Annotated in this window: 24 protein-coding genes, 1 other RNA gene and 2 pseudogenes; 1 reads left to right on the top strand and 26 read right to left on the bottom strand. The window is 51.9% G+C overall.

Features of this window, described 5'->3' with window-relative positions; translation table 11 throughout:
* Positions 1-4: 4 nt before the first annotated feature.
* The 18 genes and pseudogenes from B0W44_RS05155 to recD2 all read right to left on the bottom strand — a co-directional run bounded on the left by B0W44_RS05155 (position 5) and on the right by recD2 (position 16880).
* Positions 5-289, bottom strand: coding sequence for a DUF1292 domain-containing protein (locus B0W44_RS05155; protein WP_077719079.1), 285 nt, complete (start codon positions 287-289; stop codon positions 5-7).
* On the bottom strand, positions 286-591 hold the full coding sequence (locus B0W44_RS05150) for a DUF1292 domain-containing protein (protein ID WP_077719078.1): 306 nt from the start codon (positions 589-591) through the stop codon (positions 286-288). Before B0W44_RS05150 ends, B0W44_RS05155 begins: the two co-directional genes overlap by 4 nt.
* On the bottom strand, positions 584-1009 hold the full coding sequence (gene ruvX / locus B0W44_RS05145) for a Holliday junction resolvase RuvX (protein ID WP_077719077.1): 426 nt from the start codon (positions 1007-1009) through the stop codon (positions 584-586). The genes B0W44_RS05150 and ruvX overlap by 8 nt, the downstream gene beginning before the upstream one ends.
* Before the next feature lie 38 nt (positions 1010-1047).
* Entirely contained in the window at positions 1048-1308 is a 261-nt protein-coding gene (locus tag B0W44_RS05140) for an IreB family regulatory phosphoprotein (protein WP_077719076.1), read from the bottom strand.
* 80 nt (positions 1309-1388) lie between these two features.
* A pseudogene (alaS, locus tag B0W44_RS05135) lies at positions 1389-4020 on the bottom strand (alanine--tRNA ligase).
* An 846-nt stretch (positions 4021-4866) separates the two neighbouring features.
* Positions 4867-5535 carry an ABC transporter permease gene (locus B0W44_RS05130; RefSeq protein WP_077719075.1) on the bottom strand — a complete coding sequence of 223 codons (669 nt, stop codon included), beginning with the start codon at positions 5533-5535 and terminating at the stop codon, positions 4867-4869.
* 16 nt (positions 5536-5551) lie between these two features.
* On the bottom strand, positions 5552-6289 hold the full coding sequence (locus B0W44_RS05125; protein WP_077719074.1) for an ABC transporter permease: 738 nt from the start codon (positions 6287-6289) through the stop codon (positions 5552-5554).
* A gap of 19 nt (positions 6290-6308) precedes the next feature.
* Positions 6309-7211 carry an ABC transporter ATP-binding protein gene (locus B0W44_RS05120; RefSeq protein WP_077719073.1) on the bottom strand — a complete coding sequence of 301 codons (903 nt, stop codon included), beginning with the start codon at positions 7209-7211 and terminating at the stop codon, positions 6309-6311.
* 17 nt (positions 7212-7228) lie between these two features.
* Entirely contained in the window at positions 7229-7996 is a 768-nt protein-coding gene (locus tag B0W44_RS18880; protein ID WP_257788069.1) for an ATP-binding cassette domain-containing protein, read from the bottom strand.
* A gap of 57 nt (positions 7997-8053) precedes the next feature.
* Positions 8054-8566 (bottom strand): annotated as a pseudogene (locus B0W44_RS18875) (ABC transporter transmembrane domain-containing protein); the annotation flags it as partial.
* A 15-nt stretch (positions 8567-8581) separates the two neighbouring features.
* Entirely contained in the window at positions 8582-9352 is a 771-nt protein-coding gene (locus B0W44_RS05110; RefSeq protein ID WP_077719071.1) for a cysteine peptidase family C39 domain-containing protein, read from the bottom strand.
* Between the two features lie 23 nt (positions 9353-9375).
* Entirely contained in the window at positions 9376-11811 is a 2436-nt protein-coding gene (gene lanM, locus B0W44_RS05105) for a type 2 lanthipeptide synthetase LanM (protein WP_077719070.1), read from the bottom strand.
* On the bottom strand, positions 11754-12020 hold the full coding sequence (locus B0W44_RS18030; RefSeq protein WP_169835339.1) for a hypothetical protein: 267 nt from the start codon (positions 12018-12020) through the stop codon (positions 11754-11756). The genes lanM and B0W44_RS18030 overlap by 58 nt, the downstream gene beginning before the upstream one ends.
* Before the next feature lie 447 nt (positions 12021-12467).
* Positions 12468-13529 carry an AI-2E family transporter gene (locus B0W44_RS05100; protein WP_077719069.1) on the bottom strand — a complete coding sequence of 354 codons (1062 nt, stop codon included), beginning with the start codon at positions 13527-13529 and terminating at the stop codon, positions 12468-12470.
* 102 nt (positions 13530-13631) lie between these two features.
* A complete protein-coding gene (locus B0W44_RS05095; protein ID WP_077719068.1) occupies positions 13632-13817 on the bottom strand; it encodes a hypothetical protein in 186 nt (61 codons plus the stop codon).
* Between the two features lie 24 nt (positions 13818-13841).
* Positions 13842-14039: a hypothetical protein gene (locus B0W44_RS05090; protein ID WP_077719067.1), complete on the bottom strand. Its 198-nt coding sequence runs from the start codon at positions 14037-14039 to the stop codon at positions 13842-13844.
* A gap of 9 nt (positions 14040-14048) precedes the next feature.
* Positions 14049-14564 (bottom strand): PRC-barrel domain-containing protein, encoded by a 516-nt coding sequence (locus tag B0W44_RS05085; protein ID WP_169835430.1) that lies wholly within the window; start codon positions 14562-14564, stop codon positions 14049-14051.
* Between the two features lie 60 nt (positions 14565-14624).
* Positions 14625-16880 (bottom strand): SF1B family DNA helicase RecD2, encoded by a 2256-nt coding sequence (gene recD2 / locus B0W44_RS05080; protein ID WP_077719065.1) that lies wholly within the window; start codon positions 16878-16880, stop codon positions 14625-14627.
* Positions 16881-16933: 53 nt separating this feature from the next.
* On the opposite strand from recD2, the gene B0W44_RS05075 reads away from it, so the two are divergent.
* Positions 16934-18442: a nicotinate phosphoribosyltransferase gene (locus B0W44_RS05075; protein WP_179947367.1), complete on the top strand. Its 1509-nt coding sequence runs from the start codon at positions 16934-16936 to the stop codon at positions 18440-18442.
* Between the two features lie 103 nt (positions 18443-18545).
* On the opposite strand, the gene B0W44_RS05070 is transcribed toward B0W44_RS05075, so the two are convergent.
* From B0W44_RS05070 to B0W44_RS05035, 8 genes are all read right to left on the bottom strand, one after another.
* Positions 18546-19679 carry a cysteine desulfurase family protein gene (locus tag B0W44_RS05070; RefSeq protein WP_077719063.1) on the bottom strand — a complete coding sequence of 378 codons (1134 nt, stop codon included), beginning with the start codon at positions 19677-19679 and terminating at the stop codon, positions 18546-18548.
* 12 nt (positions 19680-19691) lie between these two features.
* Entirely contained in the window at positions 19692-20111 is a 420-nt protein-coding gene (gene cymR / locus B0W44_RS05065; RefSeq protein WP_077719062.1) for a cysteine metabolism transcriptional regulator CymR, read from the bottom strand.
* Positions 20044-20748 (bottom strand): YczE/YyaS/YitT family protein, encoded by a 705-nt coding sequence (locus B0W44_RS05060; RefSeq protein WP_077719061.1) that lies wholly within the window; start codon positions 20746-20748, stop codon positions 20044-20046. Before B0W44_RS05060 ends, cymR begins: the two co-directional genes overlap by 68 nt.
* Positions 20749-20753: 5 nt before the next feature.
* Positions 20754-22082 (bottom strand): AAA family ATPase, encoded by a 1329-nt coding sequence (locus tag B0W44_RS05055; RefSeq protein WP_077719060.1) that lies wholly within the window; start codon positions 22080-22082, stop codon positions 20754-20756.
* Between the two features lie 117 nt (positions 22083-22199).
* Positions 22200-22778, bottom strand: coding sequence for a 5' nucleotidase, NT5C type (locus B0W44_RS05050; RefSeq protein WP_077719059.1), 579 nt, complete (start codon positions 22776-22778; stop codon positions 22200-22202).
* Between the two features lie 63 nt (positions 22779-22841).
* Positions 22842-23021: non-coding RNA, 6S RNA (ssrS, locus tag B0W44_RS05045), on the bottom strand.
* Between the two features lie 80 nt (positions 23022-23101).
* Positions 23102-24187 carry an ABC transporter permease gene (locus B0W44_RS05040; protein WP_077719058.1) on the bottom strand — a complete coding sequence of 362 codons (1086 nt, stop codon included), beginning with the start codon at positions 24185-24187 and terminating at the stop codon, positions 23102-23104.
* Complete coding sequence (locus B0W44_RS05035) at positions 24184-25425, bottom strand: ABC transporter permease (RefSeq protein ID WP_077719057.1); 1242 nt, start codon at positions 25423-25425, stop codon at positions 24184-24186. Before B0W44_RS05035 ends, B0W44_RS05040 begins: the two co-directional genes overlap by 4 nt.
* Between the last annotated feature and the right edge of the window lie 3 nt (positions 25426-25428).

Genomic DNA, 25428 nt, shown 5'->3' with positions numbered 1-25428 from the left:
GCGGTCAGTGACGGCATACGATTTGCCGGTACACTTCCGCCGCACGCTCCCATTCGTCATCGTCCTCCACATCTTCTACAATGAACCCGTCTCCGTCCGGCACGACGCGGAACAAAAACGCTTCTTCATCTGGGTCTCCGTGTAGTCTAAGCACAGCGTAATGCTGTTGGTCGATCTCCATTTCCGTCACAACGCGGTAATGTTCCTCATGTCCGCGTTCGTCTTCCAGAATGAGGTCGGGTCCGAAAGCTTCCGTCAAGCCGGACGTTTCCCGGTACGTCTCATTCAAACCTCTTCACCGTCCGACTCAAACTCGTCCAACAAGGCGTTAAACGTCTCCTCCACCATGTCCCACTCTTTATCGTCTTCTATCAAGTAAAGAGTCATGTCGTCACCGTCTTCTTCGTATCGAAAGGCAAAAACCTCTGTCTCTTCCCCGTCCCCGCTGTCTTCTTCCGGCGTGACCAAGATGTATTTTTGGTCGTTTTCGTCCAATTCAAAGGTGAAGAGCACTTCGAACGCCTCTTCGTTGCCGTCTTCATCCGGGATGTAAATGATGTCCCGTTCCTCACTCGCTCCGTTTTCAGGCATGGGAATTCCTCCTTTGTGCATCTAGAAAAGCTTGCAATATCAGTGTAGCCGCCAGTTTGTCAACGACTTGCTTCCGCCGTCGGCGGCTGACGTCGGCCGTAAGCAGCGTTCGCTCTGCCGCCGTCGTCGTTAACCGCTCATCCCACAACGTGACAGGCAACCCGAGCCGCCGCTCCACTTCTTGGGCAAAATCCTGGCATTTTCTGGCCCGCGGACCGAACGTCCCGTCCATGTTTTTCGGCAAGCCAACTACGACTCGTTCCACGTCGAAGTCACAAGCGATCGTCTGTAAACGGCCAAAATCGCGGTCAGGCGTAGAACGTCGAATGACGTCCACTCCCTGGGCCGTCCAGCCCAAGTCGTCGCTTACCGCCACTCCGATCGTCTTTTCTCCCACGTCTAGTCCCATGATGCGCATACCGTTACTCCCGATAGTATGACCTGAACGACATCCCCTTATTTGCGATCCTTTAAATAGGATTTTACCAGCTCTTCAATAATCTCGTCCCGTTCCAGTTTGCGGATCATGTTTCGGGCGTTGTTGTGGCGCGGAATGTAAGCCGGATCTCCCGACAACAAGTAACCGACGATCTGATTAATCGGGTTGTACCCTTTTTCTTCAAGGGCTTTAAAAACATTCATCAACACGTCGAGCACGTCGACAGGTTGTTCCTCTTCTTTGAAATTGTAGCGCATCGTTTTGTCCATCGAACTCAAGCTCAACACCCCTTGCCTGAAAAGATGAGAAGGTCTTCGTTTAATCATTCTCTCTTGACACGCGTTTTTCCTGCAAGCTGTCACGCTTTTTTACCCATCTGGTCCACAAAGTTCGGCACTTCCGCCAGAGCGTGCTGGAGCTGACCCGGATTTTTCCCGCCGGCCTGCGCCATGTCAGGCCGGCCTCCGCCTCCGCCCCGCACAGTGCGGCCACTTCTTTTACCAGTTTTCCGGCGTGGTAGCCTTCCTCTACCAGATCGGGGGACACACGTGCGACGAGTTGAACCTTCCCTTTGACAACTGCACCGAGCACAATAATCCCTCTCTTCACCTTCACTTTGACATCGTCCATCACTTGACGTAAACGCGTCATGTCGGAAACATTGACCGAAGCGGCCAAAACAGGGACTCCCGAGACGTCTGTCACTTTCTCTAGCAGTTTCCCGACTTCCATTTGCGCTAATTTTGCGCTGAGCGACTCGTTTTCCCGCTCAGCCTCTTTCAGTGACTGCCTCAGCGCTTCGACGCGCTGCGGCAACTCCGCCTCTTTCGCCTTTAAGAGTTCTGCCGTCTGTTCAAGCAGTTGCAGCCGTTCGCTTAAATAGCGGAACGCGTGTTGCCCCGTAACGGCCTCGATGCGCCGTACACCGGACCCGATGCCGCTCTCGGAGACAATTTTACACAAACCGATTTCGGATGTGTTCTTCACGTGCGTCCCGCCACACAGTTCCAAACTGTAATCCCCTATAGAGACGACGCGCACGATCTCCCCGTACTTTTCACCGAAAAGTGCCATGGCCCCATATTTCTGGCCTCTTCCAGGGGCTTGTTCATCGTTTCCACGGGCAAGTTGGCCCAGATCTTTTCATTCACGCGGTTTTCAATTTCCCGCAACTCGGTCTCATCCACCTTGCCGATGTGGGAGAAGTCAAAGCGCAAACGGTCCGGGGCTACCAGGGAGCCCGCCTGGTTGACGTGATCCCCGAGGGTCTCTTTTAACGCTTTGTGTAGCAGGTGGGTTGCCGTGTGGTTTTTGACTACATCCATGCGGAACTCGCGATCGACGGCAGCTTCAACCTCATCTCCGACGTGAATCGCTCCGCTCTGCACATACACCTCGTGTACGTGTTGACCGTTCGGCCCTTTTTGTACGTCTTTCACACTCAGTTGAGTGGAACCGGACGAAATGATGCCTCGGTCGGCCACCTGCCCGCCGCTTTCGGCGTAAAACGGGGTCCGGTCCAGAATCAGGCGGCAATTTTGACCTTCAGACACGTGGTCAACGGACTGATCGTCCACGATGATGGCTTCCACTTTGGCACTCGACACCAACTCATTGTACCCAATAAACTCACTTTTAACCTTGATTTCACCCAGTACTCCTCCTTGTACTTGCATACTGGAGACGTCCTGGCGAGCCGCACGGGCCCGTTCGCGCTGCTCAGCCATCGCCTGTTCAAACCCTTGTCTGTCCACGGACAACCCTTTTTCCTGGGCGACGTCTTCTGTCAAATCCAGCGGAAAACCGTATGTGTCGTACAACGTGAAAGCTTCCCGACCTGTGATTTCCGTTCGCTTTTCGTTGCGCGCTTTTTTTGCGATTTGCTCCAAGATGGCCAAGCCTTCACTCAACGTTTCGTGGAAGCGCTCCTCTTCCCCTTGAATCACACGGGCAATAAAGTCTCGTTTGTCCGCGACTTCCGCATAGAACATCCCCATCGTTTCTGCCACAATCGGCGACAACCGATACATGAACGGCTGGTCGATACCGAGGGTCTTGCCGTAGCGGACGGCGCGCCGGAGCAAGCGGCGGATGACGTAGCCCCGACCTTCGTTAGACGGCAAAACACCGTCCCCGATGGCAAAACTGACGGCGCGCACATGGTCGGCTATGACCCGCAAAGCGACGTCGTTTTCTTCCCTTTCACCGTAGCGGACACCTGCAATGTCAGAGGCCTTCTCAATCAGCGGTTTAAACAAATCCGTATCGTAGTTCGTCGGAACGTCTTGTACAACAGAGGCGATCCGCTCCAGCCCCATGCCAGTGTCGATATTTTTTTTCGGGAGGGGCGTGTACGAACCGTCCGGATTGTGGTTGTACTGGGAAAAGACGAGATTCCACACTTCCAAGTAGCGGTCGTTCTCTCCTCCGGGGTAGCACTCGGGATCAGATGAATCACACAGGTGTTCCCCTCGGTCGTAAAAAATCTCTGTATTCGGTCCGCACGGGCCTTCCCCGATGTCCCAAAAGTTGTCTTCCAATTTCACAATGCGTTCCTCCGGCAGGCCGATCTTTTCCCGCCATATCTGGAAAGCTTCCTCGTCGTCGGGATGTACCGTGACGGACAACTTTTCCGGATCAAATCCGATCCATTTCGGGTCTGTCAAAAATTCCCACGCCCATTTTATCGCTTCTTCTTTGAAATAATCTCCGATGGAAAAATTGCCGAGCATTTCAAAGAACGTGTGGTGTCGGGGCGTCTTGCCGACATTTTCGATGTCATTGGTGCGAATCGACTTTTGCGCATTGCAAATACGGGGGTTGTCCGGAACGACTCTGCCGTCAAAATACTTTTTGAGCGTCGCCACACCGCTGTTTATCCACAGCAGCGTCGGATCATCGTGCGGCACGAGGGAAGCACTCGGCTCGACGCGGTGCTCTTTTTCGCTAAAGAAATCCAAGAACTTTTGCCGAATTTCGTGCGATTTCATGGTCACATCCTCCTTTGCCTGTACACCTTCACTCAAAATAAAATCCCTCTCTCCCTGTCTGGTTAAGGGACGAGAAGGATTATTTTCCCGCGGTACCACCCTTGTTACCGTCTCGTTGAAACGGTCGCTTTACAGGAGATAACGGCTCATCTATAACCGGCACATTGCGTGTAACTCGGAAGCGGGCCGTACACTGCTAAACCTGGCGGCCTACTCTCAACCGCGGTAAGCCCTCTCTGTCAGGCGACTGCAGAGTACTCTGGCTTCCTCAACGTTACGTTTCATCTATAAAATTTGGTAGTATTATACTCCTTTGGAATCAGCGTTGTCAATCCATCCGACCTCCAGCGGTCTCGCATCGCTCAGACACCTCTTTTTTGCTCCAACTGTATCCTCCCGTTCACGATCCGCCTGGCCGTGAGCACTTTTGGTCTTCCACACTGCCCACCGGTGGCATGCTTGCTGTTTCAACCCTGCTTCCCGCATGGACTCGATTAGCCCTCACAATGCTGAGTGAGAAACCTACCGAAACCCTCCCGAAGACACCCGTTTATGCAGGTAGTGTTTTTTCTCTTTCAGTCAGATACTTCCACCCCATCAGACGCTCTTCCCTTTTGTCCGCTAGGCCATCTGCTTCAACGAACAAACTGGAGGCACCTTGCCCTTGGCTTTTCGAGCCACGTCTCTGTCTCCGAGATGAGCCTGCCTCTGACCACCTCATGACTGAGGCAAGTTTTTCATATGCGTTTGACTGCTGAACCTTCTTTTTTGTTCATTGGAAATAAAGTGTATCCGTGTGTTAGCTCAGCCCGGCAAACCGATGGGGTTCCCTGGATGCAGAAAAAATCAGTCCAGCCACCAACAGTGAGCTGACCAGGGCAACCCCGCCACGAAGACCAGTTGTCCTACGCTCAGGGAAGAAAAATAGAGCGCCCGCAATGGATAGGACCAAGGAAACGCAATCCAATACCGGGTCGAAGGGATCCAGAAATTGCCGATGGCGCCGGCAAAGGCGACCATGAGGGAAAGGAGCGTATGCTCCTTTAACAACAGACAGAGCAGATAATGCATGTTAGCCACACACAGCGCGCCGACAAACAGAAACAAAACGGACAGGTACACGGAACGAAAGACGTCCAATAGGTGTCCTCCAGCCAAGTGGACGAACAGACCGGCTCCAATGAGGCCCGTCAGGACCAAGAGGCAAACGCCTGTTGCGACGTACAGCCATTTGTGCAACAACAGCCGGAATACGGGGATGCCGTGAAGGTACGTATTCACCAGGGCATTTTTGCGATACTCCGAAAAAAAGGACATGGAAACGAGTGCACCTGCGGACAGGACGACAAACACTCTGGAAAACAGATCCAACGTGGTGATGTGCATGTTGTTCGGTTCAATACCGGCCAACAGCCCGAGGGTTCCCTGAAACACAACGGGAATCACCACAAACAACAACAGGACGGTATACAAACCTGTCCCGGACAGTTTGCGCCATTCACCAGAAAAATACATGAGCCAACCTCCGTTCTCACTCATAGGCGTAATCGTTCTTCCTGACTGACACCCAGAAAACGCCCGTCATAAACAAAACTGTCAACAACAGGTACGTGACAAACCGGCCGGGAAGGATGGCAGTTCCATCCCACACAAACCCGACATAAAAAACCGGCAGCCATTTGACCAATACCGTTGGCAGGTTGTTCTGGACGATGTACAGAAAAATCCATGTGACGGACAACGTCGAGGCCAGAATCCCGTTTTTTACGGCGAGGTGAAACAGCGCCTGACTGTATGAAATAGCCGGACCGATCAACAGCATAACCAGGTATACCTGGGCAAAAAAGGTGTTAATCTCCATCTGTTGGGCAAAGAGAAAAACGAAAGAGACAGCCGCATTCAACAACACAAAAACAGCGAAAAAACACAAAAACACCGCATGTTTGACCATCAGCCACCTGAATTTGGGCACCGGTTTGGTCAACAGCATGCCCCAGGTGCCCCATCTGTTCTCCTGGGAAAGCAGCCAGTACCAGAAAAGGGCAGAAAAAAACACGAGGGCAAGTGATTGGAAAAGAATAGAAAAACCGAGGAACTGAAAACTGTCGTACATGCCTTCCTGCATCAACGTTCCCTTGTGGGCACGGAAATACCCCATCGTCAAGAAACTGGACAGAACGGAAAAGAGGACTGTCACCACAAAGAGTTTCCTGGCGCCCGTTTTCTCCGTCTCATGGCGTACGTCCCGAAACAGCTGTCTGATCCGCATATTCGCGCGTGCACCCTCTCTACTCGTCCCTGACGAGGGACAGAAACAGTTCTTCCAGTGTCTGTTTCTTACGCGCCATCTCCAACACGTCAATACGCTGGCTGATCATGAGCCTGAGGAGGCGGGGAACCTCCTCCTGTTCGATTTCCACCAGAAATGCGCCCGGCGCTTCCTTACAGAATTCCAGCCCCTCGGCCTCCAGCAACTGTTCGGCCTTCTCACCCTGGCGAACGCGAAGCACGTACTGTTCGGTCATGAGCAACGTCCCCAAAGCTCCCTCGTAAATCAGACGCCCTTTGTCGATCAGGGCGATGTGATCGGCCATCATCTCCATTTCGGCTAGATTGTGGCTCGAGACAAAAACGGTCTTTCCCTCCTGCCTGCACAGATCGATCAACAAATACCGGATTTCGTGAATGCCTTCCGGATCCAAACCGTTCGTCGGTTCGTCGAGAATGAGTACCTCCGGATCGTTCAGCAAGGCCATGGCTAGACCGAGCCTCTGTTTCATCCCGAGGGAGAAATGTTTAACTTTCTTGTCCCTCGCTTTGAAGATACCAGTGACGTGCAGCACCCTGTCGATTTCTTTAAGCGGCTTACCGACCATTTTCTGGATGTATGCCAGGTTTTCATAAGCCGACAGATTAGGATAATAGCTGGGCGTATCGATCAGGCAACCGACATGTTCGAACAGTGCCGATTTCCACTTACGGATGCTTTTTCCTTTGAACAACACTTCTCCGTCATCCGGCGGAATCAGGCCGACCAACATCCGCATCGTTGTCGTTTTTCCGGCACCGTTCGGTCCAAGGAAACCGTACAGCGACCCCTCGGGAATTTTCAAGCTCAAATCTTGGATGATTCGCTGAGCCCTGAAAGACTTCGTCAAACGGGATGCCTGCAAAACGGTCCCTTCTCCCATTTTCCATTCCCCCTCCGTTAAACCTGTTGGCTTTCCTGCATGTGCGGCACCGTCATGTGACCCGAAACAGGCTCAAGTTTTCCCCCTTTGAGCTGGTAAACCGCGTCCACTTTCTCCAGAATGCGCTCGTCGTGTGTGACGATGATCTTCGTGGCTGGGACGGAAAAAATGGCCTCAATGACCACCCGGGCGGTTTCTTTGTCTAGGTGGTTGGTCGGTTCATCGAGCAGCAAGATGGGATACCGCTTCAGAAACAGCCTCAACATGGCCAGCCGCTGTCTTTGACCGCCAGAAAAATTTCTGCCTCCCTCCACCAACGTGATGTCGTTGAGGTTCTGAAATTCTAGGTAGTCGCTGAGGTTCAGATCCCGGAGGGCGTTCTGAATTTTTTCGGGATCGTAACCAACACCGAAAAGGGAAAGATTTTCCATGAGCGTTCCGCTGAACAAAACGCCATCCTGAGACATAAAACCAATGTTTTCCCTCAATCCACCGGTATTCAGGTCAGCGATGTTCTCCTGGCCGATCCGAATTTGTCCACCCGTGGGACGGTGGATCTTCAGTAACAGGTTGAGCAGCGTCGTCTTGCCGCTCCCGCTTTCTCCCTTAATAGCCACGCTCCCGTTCTCCCTGACGTGCAGATGAACATCTTGGAGAACAGGTGTTTTGTCATACTGGAAACTGACACCCTGAAACGAGATGTCTCCACCGCTGAACTGCTTCCCCTCCGCCAGATGATCGTCGTCCGGCGTTTCTTCCAAGATGTCTAAAATCCTTAACAGCATAGGACGGACCGTGTTCCAGTTGATGATGCTTGAAGCAATCCTGGCCACCGGTGTAAAAATGATGCTGGACATGGCGATAAAAAAGAACACATTGGATAATGTTTCCTGATTGTTATTATAATCCATAAATCCTATGACAAGAAATAGCATTACCGACATCATGGCCAGAGATCCGTTAACGGCATCTACGGTGTACTGCTGCCTGATTCTGGCAGTGGCCGAATCTAGATAACGATCAAACGCCCGGGCCCATTTGTCCCGAACCGGGCGAAATATGCCTGAAGCTTTGATAAAATAATGCTCTTTCAGAAACTCATTCAACAGCCCCCGATGATCGCTCAGATCGTAATTTTCCACTAACGCCAACTTGTGCAGCCGTAGACCGAATACGAAATTGAACAGCAGGGCACAGATGATGAACGAAACTAGAATGAGTGCATAGACAGCATTGATGAAAGTCATGAAGACCAATACAGGCAGGAGCACGACACCGGAGACAACGAGATAGACAAAGTCGTTCAAAACGTAGTTGCGAATGCGTTCCAGCCCCATGATCCTGACGATCAAGTCTCCGACGCTTCTGGCCTAAACCTGTCGCCAAGGCAAGCGAAAAACATGCTCGAACAACCGCTTCGTACATACACGGTCAACCTTTTTCTGATAGCTTGCCCTAATCAGTCCCGTTCCAATTTGGATGAAAACGAAAAAGCCCAACAGGGCCGTCATGACCATGAAGCTTTCCAGGGAGAGCTTACCAGAATGCTGAATGATCTCAATGAGTTTTTGCACGGCGAAAGGAAACCCGAACATGACAAGCTGTGCCAACAGAGTGACCAAAGCCAACAAGACCAGCCGTCGATAGGAGATAGACTCTTTCACAAAACCGGCAAACGAGTACGTGCTGCTGTCGGGCTCGCCTTTTCTGCCAGCTGATGCCGCCTTTTTCTGTTCAGTCGGGGTCAAAATGAGCACAAAACCGCTGAACTTTTTTTTGAATACTTCCAGGGAAAGCGTGGCTGGCCCTTTTTTGGGGTCGATCATTTGCACCCGACGCCGGACCATTTTTTCCACGATCACAAAATGGTTGAGTTCCCAGTACGTAATGGCTGGCAGAGAAATCTCGGACAGTTGGGACGGATCCGTGATCCTCAAGACAGTTGTCCGAAAGCCGTATGACTCGCTCACCTTTTTCAGATCCAAAAAACTCCAGCCAGATTGTTTGTTCACTTGTTTGTTCTTGCGCACTTCTGACGGCCTGACGGGAATCCCGAAGTAGTGCAGTAACATGGTCAGGCACGCCGGACCGCAGTCGGCATGAGTCATTTGCGGGATGAACTTCACCTTTTTGGACAGCATGTGTTCTCACCCTTCCGAGAGTATCAAGTATGAAGAGAAAGTACACACGGTTTCTGTTCGTCTTCCAGCCGCTGGATCAAGTACAGGATGCCGCTCAAACCGGTAAACAACGAGATTTTGTACGGATGGAAATGGTCCAGTTCAAAAGATTGAAAAAAACGGTTGATCACATCGTCCAACAACTTTTTTTCCCGGGTATCCAACCAGCCCTTCCGGTTCAACTCCAGCAAAAAATCCAGTGAACCGATCAAACCGTGACACAATGAGTAGTCATTATGCCTGAACAGACCGTCCAACACCTCGCGCTTGCACGTTTCCAGTTCCGCCCATACGTCGGGTTGCTCCTCAAGCTCCAGCATCTTCATCCGCGATATACCCAGCCCGACATATCCTTTGCACCAGCTTGTGGTCCGGTGTTCCCGATCCATCACCCGCTGTTCGGTTTTTAAGACTTCCTGGATGATCTGGTCGTATCTGTCCGTAGAAAACAAGTGCTTCAACCTGTAAAATACCAGCAAGTATCCGGACAGACCGTGTGCAAAGCCTTTCAGCACATCGGCTACATTGCGGGTATTTTTGGACGGCCAGTATACCGTCCCCTCTCGGTTGGTCCGGTTTTCCGCAAGGTAATCTCCCAGGGAAAGGGCAATCTTCTTCAGTACTTTGTACTTGCCGTGCTGGCGGTACAACTGTGTGATGGCCAACAACAGGCCGGCTGTTCCTCCCAACAGATCAAATTCCTGATCTACGTAAGTATCCTTTTCCACCTTTCGCCTGATGTCCATCAACAGTTTCAACAATAGACGGACATCAAATGTAGCCTGTTGACCTGCGGCCAGATAATAAGTGACGAGGGCACCTGTACCGTTGACCAGACTGCTGTCTTTCCCGTTTCGGAATACGATCCGTTTCAGAGCATTCTGCTCCAATTGACGGGCAAAGAATCCCTGTTTCGCGTCTTCTCCGTTCATGGCGAGAAGGATACCTAAAAGGCCGTCGTACAGGCCGTCATTCAGGTTGTTGATTTCCAGTTGACCTTTCCAGTTCTTTTTCAGGGCGATAAAATCTACTTCTCCCTGCTCGGACACAAAGACGCAGTTGACGATCGTTCTGAACAACTGTTTTCTCACGCTGTCAAAGTGGATGACAGGTGTGCGGGGAAAGCGGTTGTGTTGGTTGTGTTGCGCCAAGGTGGCTTGTATCCGTTCCATCTGATCCCCTTTTTCCGAAAAAGAGATATGCATGAGCTTGCGCTGCAGGAGAAAATCACCGTAGCTCAACTGTCCGATCTTCTCCCTAACCCCGATCCCTTCGTGGCCATCCACCCATCCCGTACGAACCGAAAAATAAGGGACATCCGAATGGATGAGATCGTCTGCCTCCTTTTGCAAGATGTGATCTTTCTGTTCAAAGAGCGGATTTTTGGCCAAGATCCCGTAGAGGTATTGCGTTGTGTAAGCTTTGTCCCGCAGCATATCCGGCACGTTCAGCCTCGCGGACAAATAGCGGTAGACGACGGTGCTGCGGTGGACTTTTCTGTATGTCCAAGAAGCAGGCGTTTGTCGCCTGAGACCGGACAGAAAACGATGCCGATCTTTCAGGACGGCCAGATAGGCGTCGCTAAATCCGGCTAAAATGTCCGGCAGGTAGGCGTCGTATTCTACAACTTGGCCCTGAAATTCGGGCAGATGCCAATTGGTGTCATCCTCGATGATCTCCTGCGTTTGTTCTACTGGGTCAGACCGGAATTCACGTTCAAGGACAACTTTTCGTTCTACTTTTTTCATAAGCCGCCCCATTGCGCTGAAATCCCTGACAGCATCATTTTTAGAACTGAATTTCACCGGCAGCATTCTGGAATTCATGACAGATCGTTTCAACAGTTTGTCAATGAACGCTGCGTGATCGCTGTGCTCAATGACTCCTCCCAATGTTTCAAAATCGACGATCACCGGGGATGATCCGTACGCTATCAGGTTCTCATTGTGAATGTCATTTCCGTTCAGCAGATAAACGGCCATCAGGACGACGCCGCAGTGGTAGTAGTATGTCCGCACTTCCTGATGGGTTGTGCACGGTTTATGCTGGATGTACTCCACATATCCGTAATTCTCCTTGACAATCAGTCCGGGGACATGAACGTGAGTGCCCAGCAAACGGTTGAGCTGTTCGATCACTGCGCTGTACAAGAGTGCGTTGTCCAGTGGAACTGGTTTCAGAACTGCTTTGTTTCCCCTTCGGTCACTGAGTAACACCGTTCTCCTGCCACCGTTGTGGCAATCGCCCGCAAAAGACACTCCCGCAAGGGAGAAAACATCGATTGAAAACCGAGACTTGAGCAATGCGGCGTCGTTCACCAAACAATCGGTGATCCAGCGGACAAAGGCGTACTCGTTTTCGATCAATACCGACAACCTTTCAAGAAGCAGCGGATACTTTTTGAAAAGCGTTTTGTACAATTTGTCTTCCCAAAAAAATTCCTGACAAAATAAGCGTACTGCTCGCGTTCATTCGCACCGGCCAGCATCCCTTTTTTTCTGCAATCATTGATGAACAGAACAAATGAAGGCCTCAGCAGTTCATACATTCTGTCTGTCAAATGGGCCTCGGCCTCACGTGCCAAGAGGGAAAGATTTTCAGAGCCCGCAGGTTTGTCCGTCATTTCCACAAACAGCTGGCGAAAAAAAGTGCCCAGGACATGAACAAGTGCGTCGAAACTTTTCTCTTCGTCCCTTTGAACGGGGGCAGGAAAGTGTTGCATCAAAAATCGGTCCAGTCTGTCTGCATTCCAGGGGGGCGTTGTTACGGTAGATGTATGACCGGCTGAGCCCTTGCTGCCAGAAAGTAGCTTCCGTAGGCCGACAATGAAGTACTGTTCATCTGGATGACGGTTCCTGGACCGATTGTTTCCCTCTGAGACACCAAAAGCTTCCGGGATTGTCTACGCATCCAAGATCAGTTCCTCGACGATACGGCGGCATCGCAGCGGTTTTCGTTTTCTCCGGAGATGCGCACGTTTAAGAACACTCTTTCACTGATCCCTGTTCACCTCCGATGACAATCTCTCGGTGATACCGCATCCCGCAATTGGACACGAGCTCCATTTCACCCGTCTTCAGCGGAACCTGTAAATAAAAAGGTGCTCCAGCAAGACTTTTAGAACAGCGAAAGAGGGAACGGCCAAAATCAGGCCGAGGATGCCGCCCAACTGCCCGCCGATGAGAAGAGCCAAAATGATGACGAGTGGATGCAGCTTCAAGGTACGCCCGACGATTTGCGGAGAGACGACATTGCTCTCCAAAATTTGGACGACGACGTTGACCGCCACGACGAAAAGCGCCAGTTTCCACGATTCACTCAACCCGACCAGAACGGCAGGAGCCGCCCCGATAAACGGTCCCAGATACGGAATGACGTTCATCAAACCGACGATAGACGCCAAAAGCAATGCGTAAGGCAAACCAATGAGCATGTAGCCGACATACGCCAGAATCCCGACAACGAGGCAGACGAGCAACTGACCCCTGATGTAACTCCCCAGCGCCTCGTCCACATCCCGAAAGAGGCGGATCCACTTGCGGCGGTTGTGTTTCGGCAAAAAGAGGACCGTGGAACGCTCAATAGCTTTGAAGTCTTTTAACATGTAAAAAGCGACAAACGGAATCAGAAACCACATAAAGACATGGCCGATCGTTCCCTTTAAGCCGACAAACAACCGCTCGATTCCGTCAGACAGCGCTTCTTCCAATCGGTCTAAAGATTTGTCGATGCCTTCTCGCACACTGTCTGGCAGTGCGCTTTTGCCGTCTGCCACACTGTGCATCCACATTTGAACGCGGTAGTTCCACTCTGGAACGTGTTCGGTCAGTTCCTGAATCTGTTTGCCGAGCAGCGGGATAATGTTCATCAAAATGACGAAGGTCGTGACGAGAAACGTCGCGTAGATCAAGAAAACGGCCACAGATCTCGGCACCATGCGGCTGCTCAACAACGTGACGACAGGATTGAGGACATATGAGATGATCATGGCCACAAAGAAAGGAAAGAAAACGGCTTTTAAAAACACCAACACTTTTGAAATCAGGGGACTTAATTCGGTCAACAAAAACAGGTTTGCCAAGATTAACAAACTGAGGAGGGCTGCGAACAGCAGCGTGCGCTCGCTGATTCGTTTCATCCTTCCGCCTCCCTTCATCCCCAGTATATGTCCAAACTTACTCCCTTACGCATAAACCCCCTCCGGACATTCCGGAGGGGGTGCGAGAGTTTTCCGTGCCCCTTATCGAGCCATGCGGCGAACCATGTGCATCACAGGTTGTGTGTAGCGCATCCACAGCATCTTGTTTCCACGGCCCGCGCCGCGAAACAATCGGGCGAGCGGCGCTTGTCTGTGCCGCTTCGCACGGGCGATCACGGTGATCGCTGCTCCGATTAACGTTGTCCACAACATACGACGACCGTTCAACGAATCGGCCCCCTTTCAGCTGCCCTACAAAGTCATAGGGTTATCCGCGCCTTTTAGGAAAAGATCGTCCAGCGAACTGAGGCTGCCGTCCTCTTCCACTTGATAAACGGCGGATATTTCATCGTTTTCCACCGTCAGCTCAATAAAACAGCTCCAGCAGTAATATTGGTTCGTCCCAACTTTACCCAAATCGTGGGATTGGCAGTTTGGACAGCGAATCATCGCATTCCCTCACTTTCTATCCGAAACGGGGGTGGACTCCGGTGTCACATCGCCGGGAACGATGAGCGCATCGTCCCCCCACGTCAAACGTTCGGCCGGATGAAGGGTTTTTCGACCTTCTTTTAAGTCGGTCAAAAAACCGTCCGTCAATTCGTACCCTATTAGTGTGCCCATTTCTTCCAAGAAATAAACGTTCTCGAGGCGACCTAACTCTGAACCGGTCACCGTTAACACCGGGAGTCCTTTCAACTTGTGCTTTCCTGAACACACCCCGACGACTTCGTCATACGTTTCTTCCAGCGTTTCTACGGCGTCCTCGCTGTCCACTGTCACCGCATCTGGGCCGAACGACACAATGTGCTCTCTCGGAATGTAGCGCCTGCGCTTGATCCAACTTTTAGATTCCACCAACAGCCCGAACAACCGCTGCCGATCGTCGAAAAGCAGATCCCGCACAATTCCGAGTTGTTTCCCAGAGCTGACGGCTACAATCGGCAAACCCAACACATCCTGTGAACTGCGCAAAAGGGACGCCTCCTCCCGCACGCATAGTATGGGACAAAAACGCGCCACGTATAATGGTCGTTATTCCCTCTGCAGGCGATCTTTAAGTAAACTGCGGCGGTTAAATCCTCCTTCTTTGCGCACACCGTCGGACAGTGCCGACACTTCTCCGCACAGCATGAGGTACGCCTTTGCCCTCGTCACGGCCGTGTAAACGAGGTTTCGCTTTAACATGCGGCGGTACGCCTGAACAACGGGTAAAACGACGATAGGGAATTCGGAGCCTTGCGCTTTATGGATGGAGATACAGTAAGCAAGGCTCAACTGGTTCAACTGACTGCGGGTGTAGCCCACTTCTGTTTGATCGAAGCGCACCCACAGACAAATGCCGTCCGTCACGTTTTCGTCGAGGGCGATCACTTTTCCGATGTCTCCGTTGTAAACGGGATGTTCCGGGTGGTTGCTCAATTGGAGCACCTTGTCGCCGAGGCGAAAAACACTGTCCCCCCAAGTGAGCTCCCGTTTTCCTTCTCTTCTGGGATTGATGGCCTGTTGCAGTTCGCGGTTGAGAAGGTCGATACCGGCAGGCCCCCTGTAAATCGGGGCCAGCACTTGAACGTCGAAAATGGAATATCCGCGCTTCATCGCCTGCTGCACCAACTTCACGGCAACCGGAGCAACGTGATCCTTGTCACACGGGAAAAAACGGCGATCGTCTGTAGGCTCCAGGATGTTGTCGGGTAATGATCCCCGCTTCATCTCGTGTGCCAGCGACACGATAGACGATCCTTCCGCTTGGCGAAAAATGTACCGCAAATCCACATACGGAATTCTACCACTTTCGATCATGTGATGAAGGACTTGTCCCGGCCCGACAGATGGAAGCTGGTCAGCGTCTCCGACGAAAATGACCTTCATCCCTTCAGGGACTGTCCGCACGAGCTGATACGCCAGCCACATATCCATCATCGACGCTTCGTCAACAATGAGTAATCGTCCGGAAATGGGGTGGTCCGCGTCGTGTTCAAAAAAATCTCCCCGCCAGCCGAGCAGGCGGTGGATCGTCATCGCAGGCAAACTTGTCGCTTCAGACATGCGCTTTGCTGCACGTCCGGTCGGCGCAACTAAGCGCACGGGATACGGTTTGTCACTGCCGCGGTAATCAGCCTCGTCTAAGGAGAACTCCTCCAATCGGGAGAGCAAATGGCAAATTGCCCGTATTACGGTCGTCTTCCCTGTCCCCGGCCCGCCTGTCAAAATCATGACCGGTTCACAAGCAGCGGTGACTAGGGCATCCCGCTGTTCATCGGCAAACTGTACGCCAAACGCTTCTTCCAGCTCGCCAATCACTCGGTACACGACATCTATCGGGTACTCGGCTTTATCCTGCATGAGCAACCAGTTCAGTTTCTTGGCCAACCCCTGTTCGGAATAGTACAAACTCGGAAGGTACACCATCTCTTCATCGCTGTCGAGCACAACCTTCTCTTCCTCATCCAGTTCGTAAATAAAGGTTCGCAGCCTTTCATGCCACTCATCACTGTCAAAGTCCGCTCCCAACAACTTAGACACGTGTTCACACAGCTCGTCCATTTTTAAGCAGACGTGGCCGTCTCCATTTGCCGCTTGCGACAAAACGTACAACACGGCTGCTTTCTTGCGTTCCGGGGCATCCTTCGGAATGCCTGTCTCGCGTCCGATGGCGTCGGCCCGGGCAAATCCGATCCCCTCTATATCGTAAATGAGCTGGTACGGATTTTGTTTCAAGACCGCCAACGTGTCGTGTTTGTACGTATTGTATATTTTTAAAGCGAGGGATGATCCGATTCCGTATTCGTACAGAAGCAGCATCACCTGTTCAAAGTCCGTGTGTTGCCGTACAGTGTCAGAGATCATCTCAGCCTTTTCTTCGGATACGCCAGGAATGCCCTGCAGCAATTCGGGATTGTCCACGATTTTTTTAAGCGCGTCGTCCCCCAGTTCAGACACGATCTTCGTCGCCGTTTTTGGACCGATCCCCGGAAAGAGGTCACTGGACAAATATTTGATCACGGCTTCCCGCGACCGAGGCATGTCCTGTTCCATGCGTTTGACGCGGAACTGCTCACCGTATCGAGGATGGCTCTCCCATTCACCGCGGCACGTGTAGGTGAGCCCTTCCTGTGGAGAAGCCATGAGGCCGACGACGGTCACTTCCTCCGTCTCAACGGGTTCAGAACTTTCACTCACACGAAACAGGCAGACTCCGTACCCGCTTTCCCGATTATAGTAGATGACGCGCTCTACCGTCCCCTTGACAAAACATTCATCGGACAGGGATAATCGTTGTTGATACAAAATGTGACACCTACTTCATGAACGTGAATGTCGTCAATTCTATCGTATAAAAAATGTCCGCGCATGGCTACATTTTTTTCTCGAGAGGAGCTGAAGGGGTGGAATCCCTCGCCTTACACACCGACAAATACCAGTTGAACATGATGTACGCCCATTGGAAAAATGGGACACACCTCAAAAAGTGTGTGTTTGATTTATACTTTCGTGAACTGCCTTTTGAGAACGGATTCGCTGTCGTCGCCGGTTTGGAACAAGCGATTTTGTACTTATCCAACTTGCGGTTCACGGAAGATGACATCCGCTTTTTGCGGGAAGAAGAAGAACAGTACGATGAAGCATTTTTACGAGCACTGAAAGAGTGGCGTTTTACGAGTGACGTGTACGCAATGCCGGAAGGGACGCTCGCCTTTCCTAACGAACCGTTGATGCGGGTGGAAGGCCCCATTTTTGAAGTACAGTTGATCGAAACGGCGTTGCTGAACATGATCAACTACCAGACGCTCATCGCCACAAAGGCAGCCCGTATCCGCCACATCGCGCCGGACGACATTTTACTCGAGTTCGGCTCCCGCCGGGCGCAAGAGCCGGAAGCCGCCATCTGGGGAACACGAGCCGCCTATTTGGCCGGTTTCGACGCGACGTCCAACGTAAAAGCGGGGCAACTGTTCGGAATCCCCTGTAAAGGAACACATTCCCACGCATGGGTCCAACATTTCGACGATGAACTGACGTCCTTTCGCGCTTTTGCCGAAGCATTGCCAGATCAGACGATTTTGCTAGTCGATACGTACAACACCATTAAAAGCGGGTTGCCCCACGCCATTCAGATTGGCAAAGAATTAAAGAAACGAGGCAAAACGCTGCAAGGGATACGCATTGACAGCGGCGATCTCGCTTACCTGTCTAAAGTGGCACGCAAAATGTTGGACGAAGCCGGTCTTACGGAGACGAAAATTTTTGCATCGAGCGATTTGGACGAGCACACCATTTTGCACTTGAAATCACAGGGAGCGGCCATTGACGCGTGGGGTGTCGGCACCCGTCTCATCACCGCATACGACCAACCGGCTCTCGGTGCCGTCTACAAAATGGTGGCCATTGAAGACGGTGAAGAATGGCGTCCGACGATCAAAATATCGTCCAACCCACAAAAAGTGACAACCCCAGGACGAAAAACCGTCTACCGCGTCATAGACCGCAAAACCCAAAAAGCTCACGCAGATTTAATTGCGTGTGTCGAGGAAACGATTGACACGGAAAAGCCTTTAGTTTTGTTCCACCCAGTACACACATACCGCAAAAAAATTGTAGAAAACTACTATTTGGAAGAGTTGCTACAGCCTATTTTCCGCGGGGGAAAACTCGTGTACAAACGCCCGAACTTAGAAGAAGTACGGGAATACCACCGCAAACAGCTGGGCCAATTTTGGGAAGAGTACTTGCGCAACCTCAATCCACAAGAATACCCTGTAGACTTGACAGAAAAAGTGTGGCAGACGAAGCAAGACATGCTGTACACGATAGCGGAAAAAATCCGCAAGGAGGAGAAAAACTTGAGCTGACGGTACTAGCCCAAGTGAGGCAGTAGCCGGACGCGAAAAGGCTTTTAGCCACACGGATGGCGGAGTGTGAAAGTAGGCGACACGGCAGCGGAGCCCTTCTGCGCTACCGTAACCTCTTGGCGATCTTCACCGCTGTCTCTGCCGCCGACTGCACCTCTTCCACCGTATTCCCGAGACCAAAGCTGAACCGCACCGCAGAAGCCGTCACGTCTTCAGGCAACTGCATCGCTTTCAGGACGTGCGACACTTCCAGAGAACCAGCTGTACACGCTGATCCGCTGGAACAGGCGACACCTTCCAAATCGAGGTTCATCAACATTGATTCCGTATCGACGCCGATGAAACTCACGTTCAAAATGTGAGGCAAACACGCATGCGTATTTCCGTTGATGACAAATTCGATGCCGCTCGCTTCCCACACGTCCACCATGGCCTGCCGCAATTTGAAAAGCGTTTTGCTCTTGTCCCCCAACTCGTTTTGCACAATCTCCACAGCTTTGCCGAACCCGACAATTCCAGGGACGTTTTCAGTGCCCGGGCGGCGCTTTCTCTCCTGGGACCCACCGAACAAGCGGGGGGTAAACGGGACGTCTTGTCGCACGTACAGTGCCCCGACCCCTTTCGGCCCGTTTATTTTGTGGGCCGATACCGAGAGCAGGTCAACGGGGAGCGCGGACACATCGATGGGGACGACACCAAAAGCTTGCACGGCGTCGGTGTGAAGAATGATGCCGTGTTCCCTGGCTAAACGGCCGATTTCGGCGATCGGTTGGACGGTGCCTACCTCATTGTTGCCAAACATCACACTGATCAGCGTCGTTTCATCCGTTATCGCCTCTTGAATGGTCTGGACATGGACGAGCCCTGTTTCGTCAACCGGGACGTACGTCAGGTTAAATCCGATTTCTTCTAAATAATGACACGCTTCCAGTACAGCATGGTGTTCCACCGCTGTCGTAATGACGTGTTGGCCTTTGTCCCGATTGGCCACAGCCGCGCCGATAACTGCCAGATTGTCTGCTTCTGTCCCGCCGCTCGTAAACACGATGCGTTTCGCTTCTGTGTTCAACCCTGTCGCAACAGCGTCACGCGCTTCGTCAATAGCTGACCGGACGTCGCGACCAAAGCGGTGGATACTGGATGGATTCCCAAATTCGCTGCCCAAAAAAGGCAGCATCGCCTCGCGCACGTCAGGGTGCACGGGGGTCGTCGCTGCATGGTCCAGGTAGACCGCCATTCCCTTCACCTTCTACAAATAAAACATGTAGTAATCATTGTTGCCGTTTTCCTCAAACGTTATCAAGTCCAACAATGTCGTCGAATCCAACACCTCGTTAATGCTGTCGCGTATCCGAATCCAAAGGTGGCGTTTCGCTGGATCTTCTTCCTCTGTAAATTCCACCGGGCTAATCGGCCCTTCCAAAACGCGAATCACGTCGCCTGCCGTAATTTCATCTGGCGATTTACTCAATTTATACCCGCCGTACGCGCCGCGCACACTTTTCACGAGGCCGGCATTTCTGAGCGGCCCGACCAGTTGCTCTAAATAGTGCTCAGACAAATTGTGTCGTTCGGCAATACTTTTCAATGACGTTGGCCCCTTACCGTACTTGTCGGCCAAATCCATCATGATCGTTAAGCCGTAACGTCCCTTTGTCGAGATTTTCAACGGCAACACCTCTTCCTAACATGCGTTCAATCCACTTTTCCCACAGCTGCATCGACCACTGCATGACCGGTCCAATGGCCAACGATGCAACTAACGTTCCGAAGAACACGGGGCCGCCCAACCACCATCCTATTAAGAGCGCCGTCAATTCCAGTGCCGTCCTCACTTTGCGTACGGACCAACCCAGTTTCTTGCCGAGTGCCAGAGTCAGCCCGTCCCGCGGGCCGGCACCGCACCTGGCGGCAACATACATGCCGGATCCAAAGCCCATCATACCAATGCCGATACACAACATCAAGCTTTGGGCCCACACTTGCTCAAAAACGGGGACCCAGCCGAGAAAAAAGAAAAAATCGATGCAAAGGCCAATGTACACCATGTTGATCAAACACCCGACCGTCGGCCGCCTCCGTTCCAGTACGACCGTTAAAAGCACGATCGTGATCCCGGCAGCGATGTTCGCTCCACCGACAGTCAAAGGCGTGGTGTACGACAAACCGATATGCAGCACATCCCACGGGCTAACCCCCAAATGTGCCTGTATACTAAACACAATACCGAGCGCTAAAATGGTCATGCCAGTGAAAAACACGGCATAGCGCAGGAGAAGTTCCCTTTTCCTCTCCACATACGGCATCTCATCTACTCCCTCTCTGTCAGTTCAGCGACGCGTTCTAAATACTGTTTTAACTTTTTTTCTACACCGTGGTTCACCGGCTTGTAGTACGTTTTGTCCACGCCTTCCGGCAAGTACGATTGACGGACCACATTTCCCGGGTAATGATGGGGATAAAGGTACCCTTTTCCGTGTCCCAGTTTCTCTGCCCCTTTGTAACTGGCGTCGCGCAAGTGGGCGGGAACCGGTTTGTGCCCGTCTCGGCGAATATCGGCCAGCGCCTCATTAATGCCGTTGTAGGCTGCATTACTTTTAGGAACAGAGGCGAGGTACGTCGTGGCTTGCGCGAGGGGAATGCGCCCCTCCGGCATTCCGACCAGCTCATACGCTTGATAAGCGCTCACGGCCACTTGCAACGCCTGGGGATCGGCATTCCCGATATCTTCCGCTGCCGCAATGACCAGTCGTCTGGCAATAAACCGCCCGTCTTCGCCGGCGTCTATCATCCTCGCCAGCCAGTACAGTGCCGCGTCCGGATCTGATCCGCGGATGGATTTAATAAAAGCTGAAATCGTATCGTAATGGTTGTCGCCAGTTTTGTCATAACGGACAGCTCTCCGCTGAATACTCTCAACTGCCGTGTCCAGGTCGATGTGGATGACACCCGACGTTTCGGGCGGCGTTGTCGTCACAGCTAATTCCAACGCATTCAACAGCCGCCTCGCATCCCCGTCTGCATAGTGAATCAAGTGTTCTCTAGCATCCGGTTCAATCTGGACATTTAATTCCCCCAACCCGTACGTTTTGTCTTGCAAGGCCCGATCCATCACACCTTGCAGTTCGTCCTCTGTTAACGGGTGTAACTCAAAAATTTGCGAACGGGAGAGCAAAGCTGCGTTCACTTCGAAAAACGGGTTTTCCGTCGTCGCTCCGATGAGAATAATCGTCCCGTCCTCAACGTAGGGAAGCAGGGCGTCCTGCTGCGATTTGTTGAAACGGTGAATTTCATCGATAAACAACGTCGTCCGCTGTCCATACATGCCGCGCCTTTCTTTCGCTTCTTTCACGACTTCGCGAATGTCGCCAACACCTGACGTGACGGCATTCAAATCCGTAAAGTGCGACTGAGTCGTTTCAGCGATAATTCGCGCCAATGTTGTTTTACCCGTTCCAGGAGGCCCGTAGAAAATTAAAGAAGAGATGCGGTCTGCTTCGATGGCACGTCTTAACATCTTACCGGGCCCGACGATGTGACTCTGTCCAACGAACTGTTCCAACGTGCGCGGACGCATTCTGGCTGCCAATGGAGCGGAAACGTCCTGTTCTTTGTCCCCAGCGTACGAAAACAAATCCATCCCGCTTCCCCCTTCTCCAACAAAAAATAACGGACCCACGAAGGCGCTTCGACCGTCGTGGGCATCCGTGATGCTTTTATTATATAGGAATGCTGAGCGTTAAGGCAACGTTTTTCACTATTTTTGCCGCTTTTCCAGAGCCGTGACCAACTGCGGCACTTCCTCCCAATCCCGGATGCGGGGAACGTTGGGATCGTAATCCCGATTGTAGACAGCATCCACCACAACTGTCAGAATGTCGGCAGCCAACAAGCGGTCAAGGTGATCAGGAGCATCTTCAAAAAACACGTCGATTCCCAACTTTTTTGCGACTTTTGCTTTGTCCTGTGCGTTCATGTACAGATTGTCGCCGTAAAAAGGAAAGTCGTGTTTCTTAAGCCACGACTCCGTCACGTCGCGAATGTGCGACATCCCGGGACGCGCTGTCACAAAATAAACAACATGTCCTTCATCCGAAAGACGGGACAATACGGAAGCCGCGTTTTCACGCGGTAAGCCGATGGAGTATATTTGAGGTTCGAGCTTTCGCCACAGACGCCTCCCTTCTCTTTTGTCCAATCCGTACGGTTCATCCAAATGAAACGTGCGAACGTCTTCTGCGTTCACATTGCGCTTCAATTCTTTGTTAAATATTTGGACCGCTGCGCGTTGCGTGTATTTAATCGTTCCGTCGATGTCGACGCCGATGTTCAGCATGTGTGAGAAGCCTCCAGACGAGTAACGCGTTCACGCCTATTATAACCTAAAAAATCAAAAAAGAAGAGCCCCGTTATGCCGTGACTCCTCCGTTTTGAACCTGCTCAAGGCAGGTGGGTGTCCTGCGCAACCGTTCATGGGTCCACTCCAGCGAGGCTTCCACTCCCGGCTGCGACGTCCGGACTCCCTGGGTTAAGGTGTTGGCTCAAAACTTGCGAGTAAACACGCACATCGCAGGGCTCTTCGCTTATTGTGTCTCTATGTTACCACGTGCGAGGGGCCTTGCGCAAGCCAATCTTTTTACCATGGGTGGTTTTGACATTTCAAGACGCTTTTTTCTCCATCAGGTTGAGTCCGACTCCGATGACCGCAGCGCCCATGAAGAAAAGTACTGCCGCCGGCCACAAAAAATCTTTCCACGGCCAGTTGTACACCGTCGCCCCCTTCATCATGTCTATCCCGTACATCATAGGGCTTGCGTAAGACAACTTTAGCATCCATTCCGATTCGACGACATCCAGGGGCCAAAAAGCTCCACCCAACATCGCCGCACTTGTGGCAAACAGCGGAATGACTGCTCCCAGCTGACGAGAATTCTTCACAATGCCGCTCAAAAAAACACCGATCGCCATCACCGCGAACAAAAACGGTATGACGACGATGAACAGTTTCCAGAATCCGCCGTAGAACGAATACCTAAAGACAAACTTGAAAAGCAGCAACACAACGGCAATCTGCGCGTATCCGAGGAGAAACGAGGTGATGATGTTCCCGATGTACATACTCGTTTTTGTCGTCGGCGAGAGAATCAGGCGGTTCCAAATCCCCTCTTCTTTCATTTGCAGGATGCTGCTCACGGAAAAGGCGGTGGTAAAGATGGAGAAATACAGGGTAAACCCAAACAGGAAGTGAAGAGATGGGTCGAACTGGCTGCCGCGCTGCATCGTTTCTTTTTCAACTGTAAAGGCTTCCGCAAGTTGACTCATCTTTTCACGAACGGGATCTCCGACCACGTCCGTCAGCCGCTCCGTCGTATAAAATTGATCCAACAGTGGCTGCACAAGGGGGACGAGCATCGTCCCCTCCCGCTGTACGACAATCTCGTAAGAAGACTCCCCCAAGTTGACGACACCTTCAACCACTTCGCGGTTCATCAGCTCCATCGCTTCTTCTTCCGTGACGATGCTGAACTGTACTGTCGGTTTCTCACTGTTCAATCGGTCCACAATACCGTGTAACGCCTCATCAGATAAACTCGTGGAATAGACCCGTACATCGTTTTGCGACTGTGCGGAATCCGATCCGCCACTTATGACAAAAGCAAACAAAACAGTTAAACCGAGCATCATCAACACTTCCCACGGATGCCGCATCAGCTCTTTTCCATACTGCCATACAAGCGCCTTCACGACAACGCCCCCTTCCGCGGAAACAAAATTGCCGCAATCAAAAAGCAGGCGAATCCGAAACAACACAAAAATGCGAGGGAGTCGGTGATTTCGGCTAAACTGTCTCCCCGAAAAATTTGTACATAACCCGATAGAGCCTTGCCGTTGGGTGTAAAATGACCGATCTCTCCCAGGAGAGGCGACAGTTCTCGCACCGGGACCATGCTTCCGCCCACAAAGGCCATGATCGACGTGAAAAAAATTTGAAACACATTGGATACGGTACTTGAATTTAACATGAAATTGACGGACGTCAACAGGGTCCCTATTCCGCCAACGGCGACGCTCAGCGCGATGGAAAGGAGGAGTACCGCGGCCAGGTTGCCCCATTCGATGTTGAAGACGAGCGATGTCACGACGAAGAGCAGCAACAATTGCAGAAAAACAATCCAAACGGTCGTGAGCCCTCTGCTCGTCAAATATTTCCACCGCGGCGTATTGGCCAGCAACATGCGAGCAAAGACGTGAGTCTTCTTCTCTGTGAAAGCGTAGTTCGCCACGATGCCGGCTGTGAAGAGGACGAACATGACACTCATGCCAGCCGTATAGTATTGGAACGACGTCACCGGTTCGCCTCCACGTGGCACAATGTGACTCTCCGGAGTTAAAGCTTGACGCAAGTTCGCGGCATCGGCTCGGTTCAGAACGGTCTGTACCCGCATTTCATAGAAAAAGTGATCCACGAGCGACTCTACGATCGTGGACCGTACAGCCTCTTCACTGTTGGTAAACAGTGACAGGGCCACAGAATGATCGGAAGTGCCGAGAAACATGTGTTCCCACATGTACAGGCGGTATCCTCTCGGAATCTCGATCACGGCCGCGTACGCGTCGTTGTCCCGGGCAGCTTCCACGTCAGAGACAAACTCGATTTCAATCGAATCTTGCAATGAATCGTCTTGCAACACGTGCTCAATGAGGAGGTCTGGAGCGGAAATGTCCGGTGCGACGGCCAACAGTTCTTCAACTTTCTCCTTCGGCATCTCTTCGCTGAGGCGCTCTTCCAGTTTTGTAAGAGCCGCTTCTTGTGAATCGCGATCCACGACGGCAATCCGTATATCGTCCGGCACGCTATGAAAACTGTGTTGGAGAGAAAATCCGAGTATGGCGATGAGCACAAGGGGCATCAGCAACATCAACGCCAGGGCAACCCGGTCATCGCTTAACTGCAGCAAGTCTTTTTTGAAGTACGGTCCCAAAGT

This window comes from Novibacillus thermophilus, from assembly GCF_002005165.1.
Lineage (GTDB): Bacteria > Bacillota > Bacilli > Thermoactinomycetales > Novibacillaceae > Novibacillus > Novibacillus thermophilus.
The sequence above is the reverse complement of the archived record's forward strand: the minus strand, read 5'-3'. Positions and strand labels throughout refer to the sequence as shown.

Excerpts from the sequence above, each read along its gene's own strand:
- B0W44_RS05150 (WP_077719078.1), bottom strand. The coding sequence starts at position 591 with ATGCCTGAAAACGGAGCGAGTGAGGAACGGGACATCATTTACATCCCG.
- ruvX (WP_077719077.1), bottom strand. The coding sequence starts at position 1,009 with ATGCGCATCATGGGACTAGACGTGGGAGAAAAGACGATCGGAGTGGCG.
- B0W44_RS05130 (WP_077719075.1), bottom strand. The coding sequence starts at position 5,535 with ATGTATTTTTCTGGTGAATGGCGCAAACTGTCCGGGACAGGTTTGTAT.
- B0W44_RS05125 (WP_077719074.1), bottom strand. The coding sequence starts at position 6,289 with ATGCGGATCAGACAGCTGTTTCGGGACGTACGCCATGAGACGGAGAAA.
- B0W44_RS05120 (WP_077719073.1), bottom strand. The coding sequence starts at position 7,211 with ATGGGAGAAGGGACCGTTTTGCAGGCATCCCGTTTGACGAAGTCTTTC.
- B0W44_RS18880 (WP_257788069.1), bottom strand. The coding sequence starts at position 7,996 with ATGCTGTTAAGGATTTTAGACATCTTGGAAGAAACGCCGGACGACGAT.
- B0W44_RS05110 (WP_077719071.1), bottom strand. The coding sequence starts at position 9,352 with ATGCTGTCCAAAAAGGTGAAGTTCATCCCGCAAATGACTCATGCCGAC.
- B0W44_RS05100 (WP_077719069.1), bottom strand. The coding sequence starts at position 13,529 with ATGAAACGAATCAGCGAGCGCACGCTGCTGTTCGCAGCCCTCCTCAGT.
- B0W44_RS05090 (WP_077719067.1), bottom strand. The coding sequence starts at position 14,039 with ATGATTCGCTGTCCAAACTGCCAATCCCACGATTTGGGTAAAGTTGGG.
- B0W44_RS05075 (WP_179947367.1), top strand. The coding sequence starts at position 16,934 with ATGTCCGCGCATGGCTACATTTTTTTCTCGAGAGGAGCTGAAGGGGTG.
- B0W44_RS05070 (WP_077719063.1), bottom strand. The coding sequence starts at position 19,679 with ATGGCGGTCTACCTGGACCATGCAGCGACGACCCCCGTGCACCCTGAC.
- B0W44_RS05060 (WP_077719061.1), bottom strand. The coding sequence starts at position 20,748 with ATGCCGTATGTGGAGAGGAAAAGGGAACTTCTCCTGCGCTATGCCGTG.
- B0W44_RS05055 (WP_077719060.1), bottom strand. The coding sequence starts at position 22,082 with ATGGATTTGTTTTCGTACGCTGGGGACAAAGAACAGGACGTTTCCGCT.
- B0W44_RS05050 (WP_077719059.1), bottom strand. The coding sequence starts at position 22,778 with ATGCTGAACATCGGCGTCGACATCGACGGAACGATTAAATACACGCAA.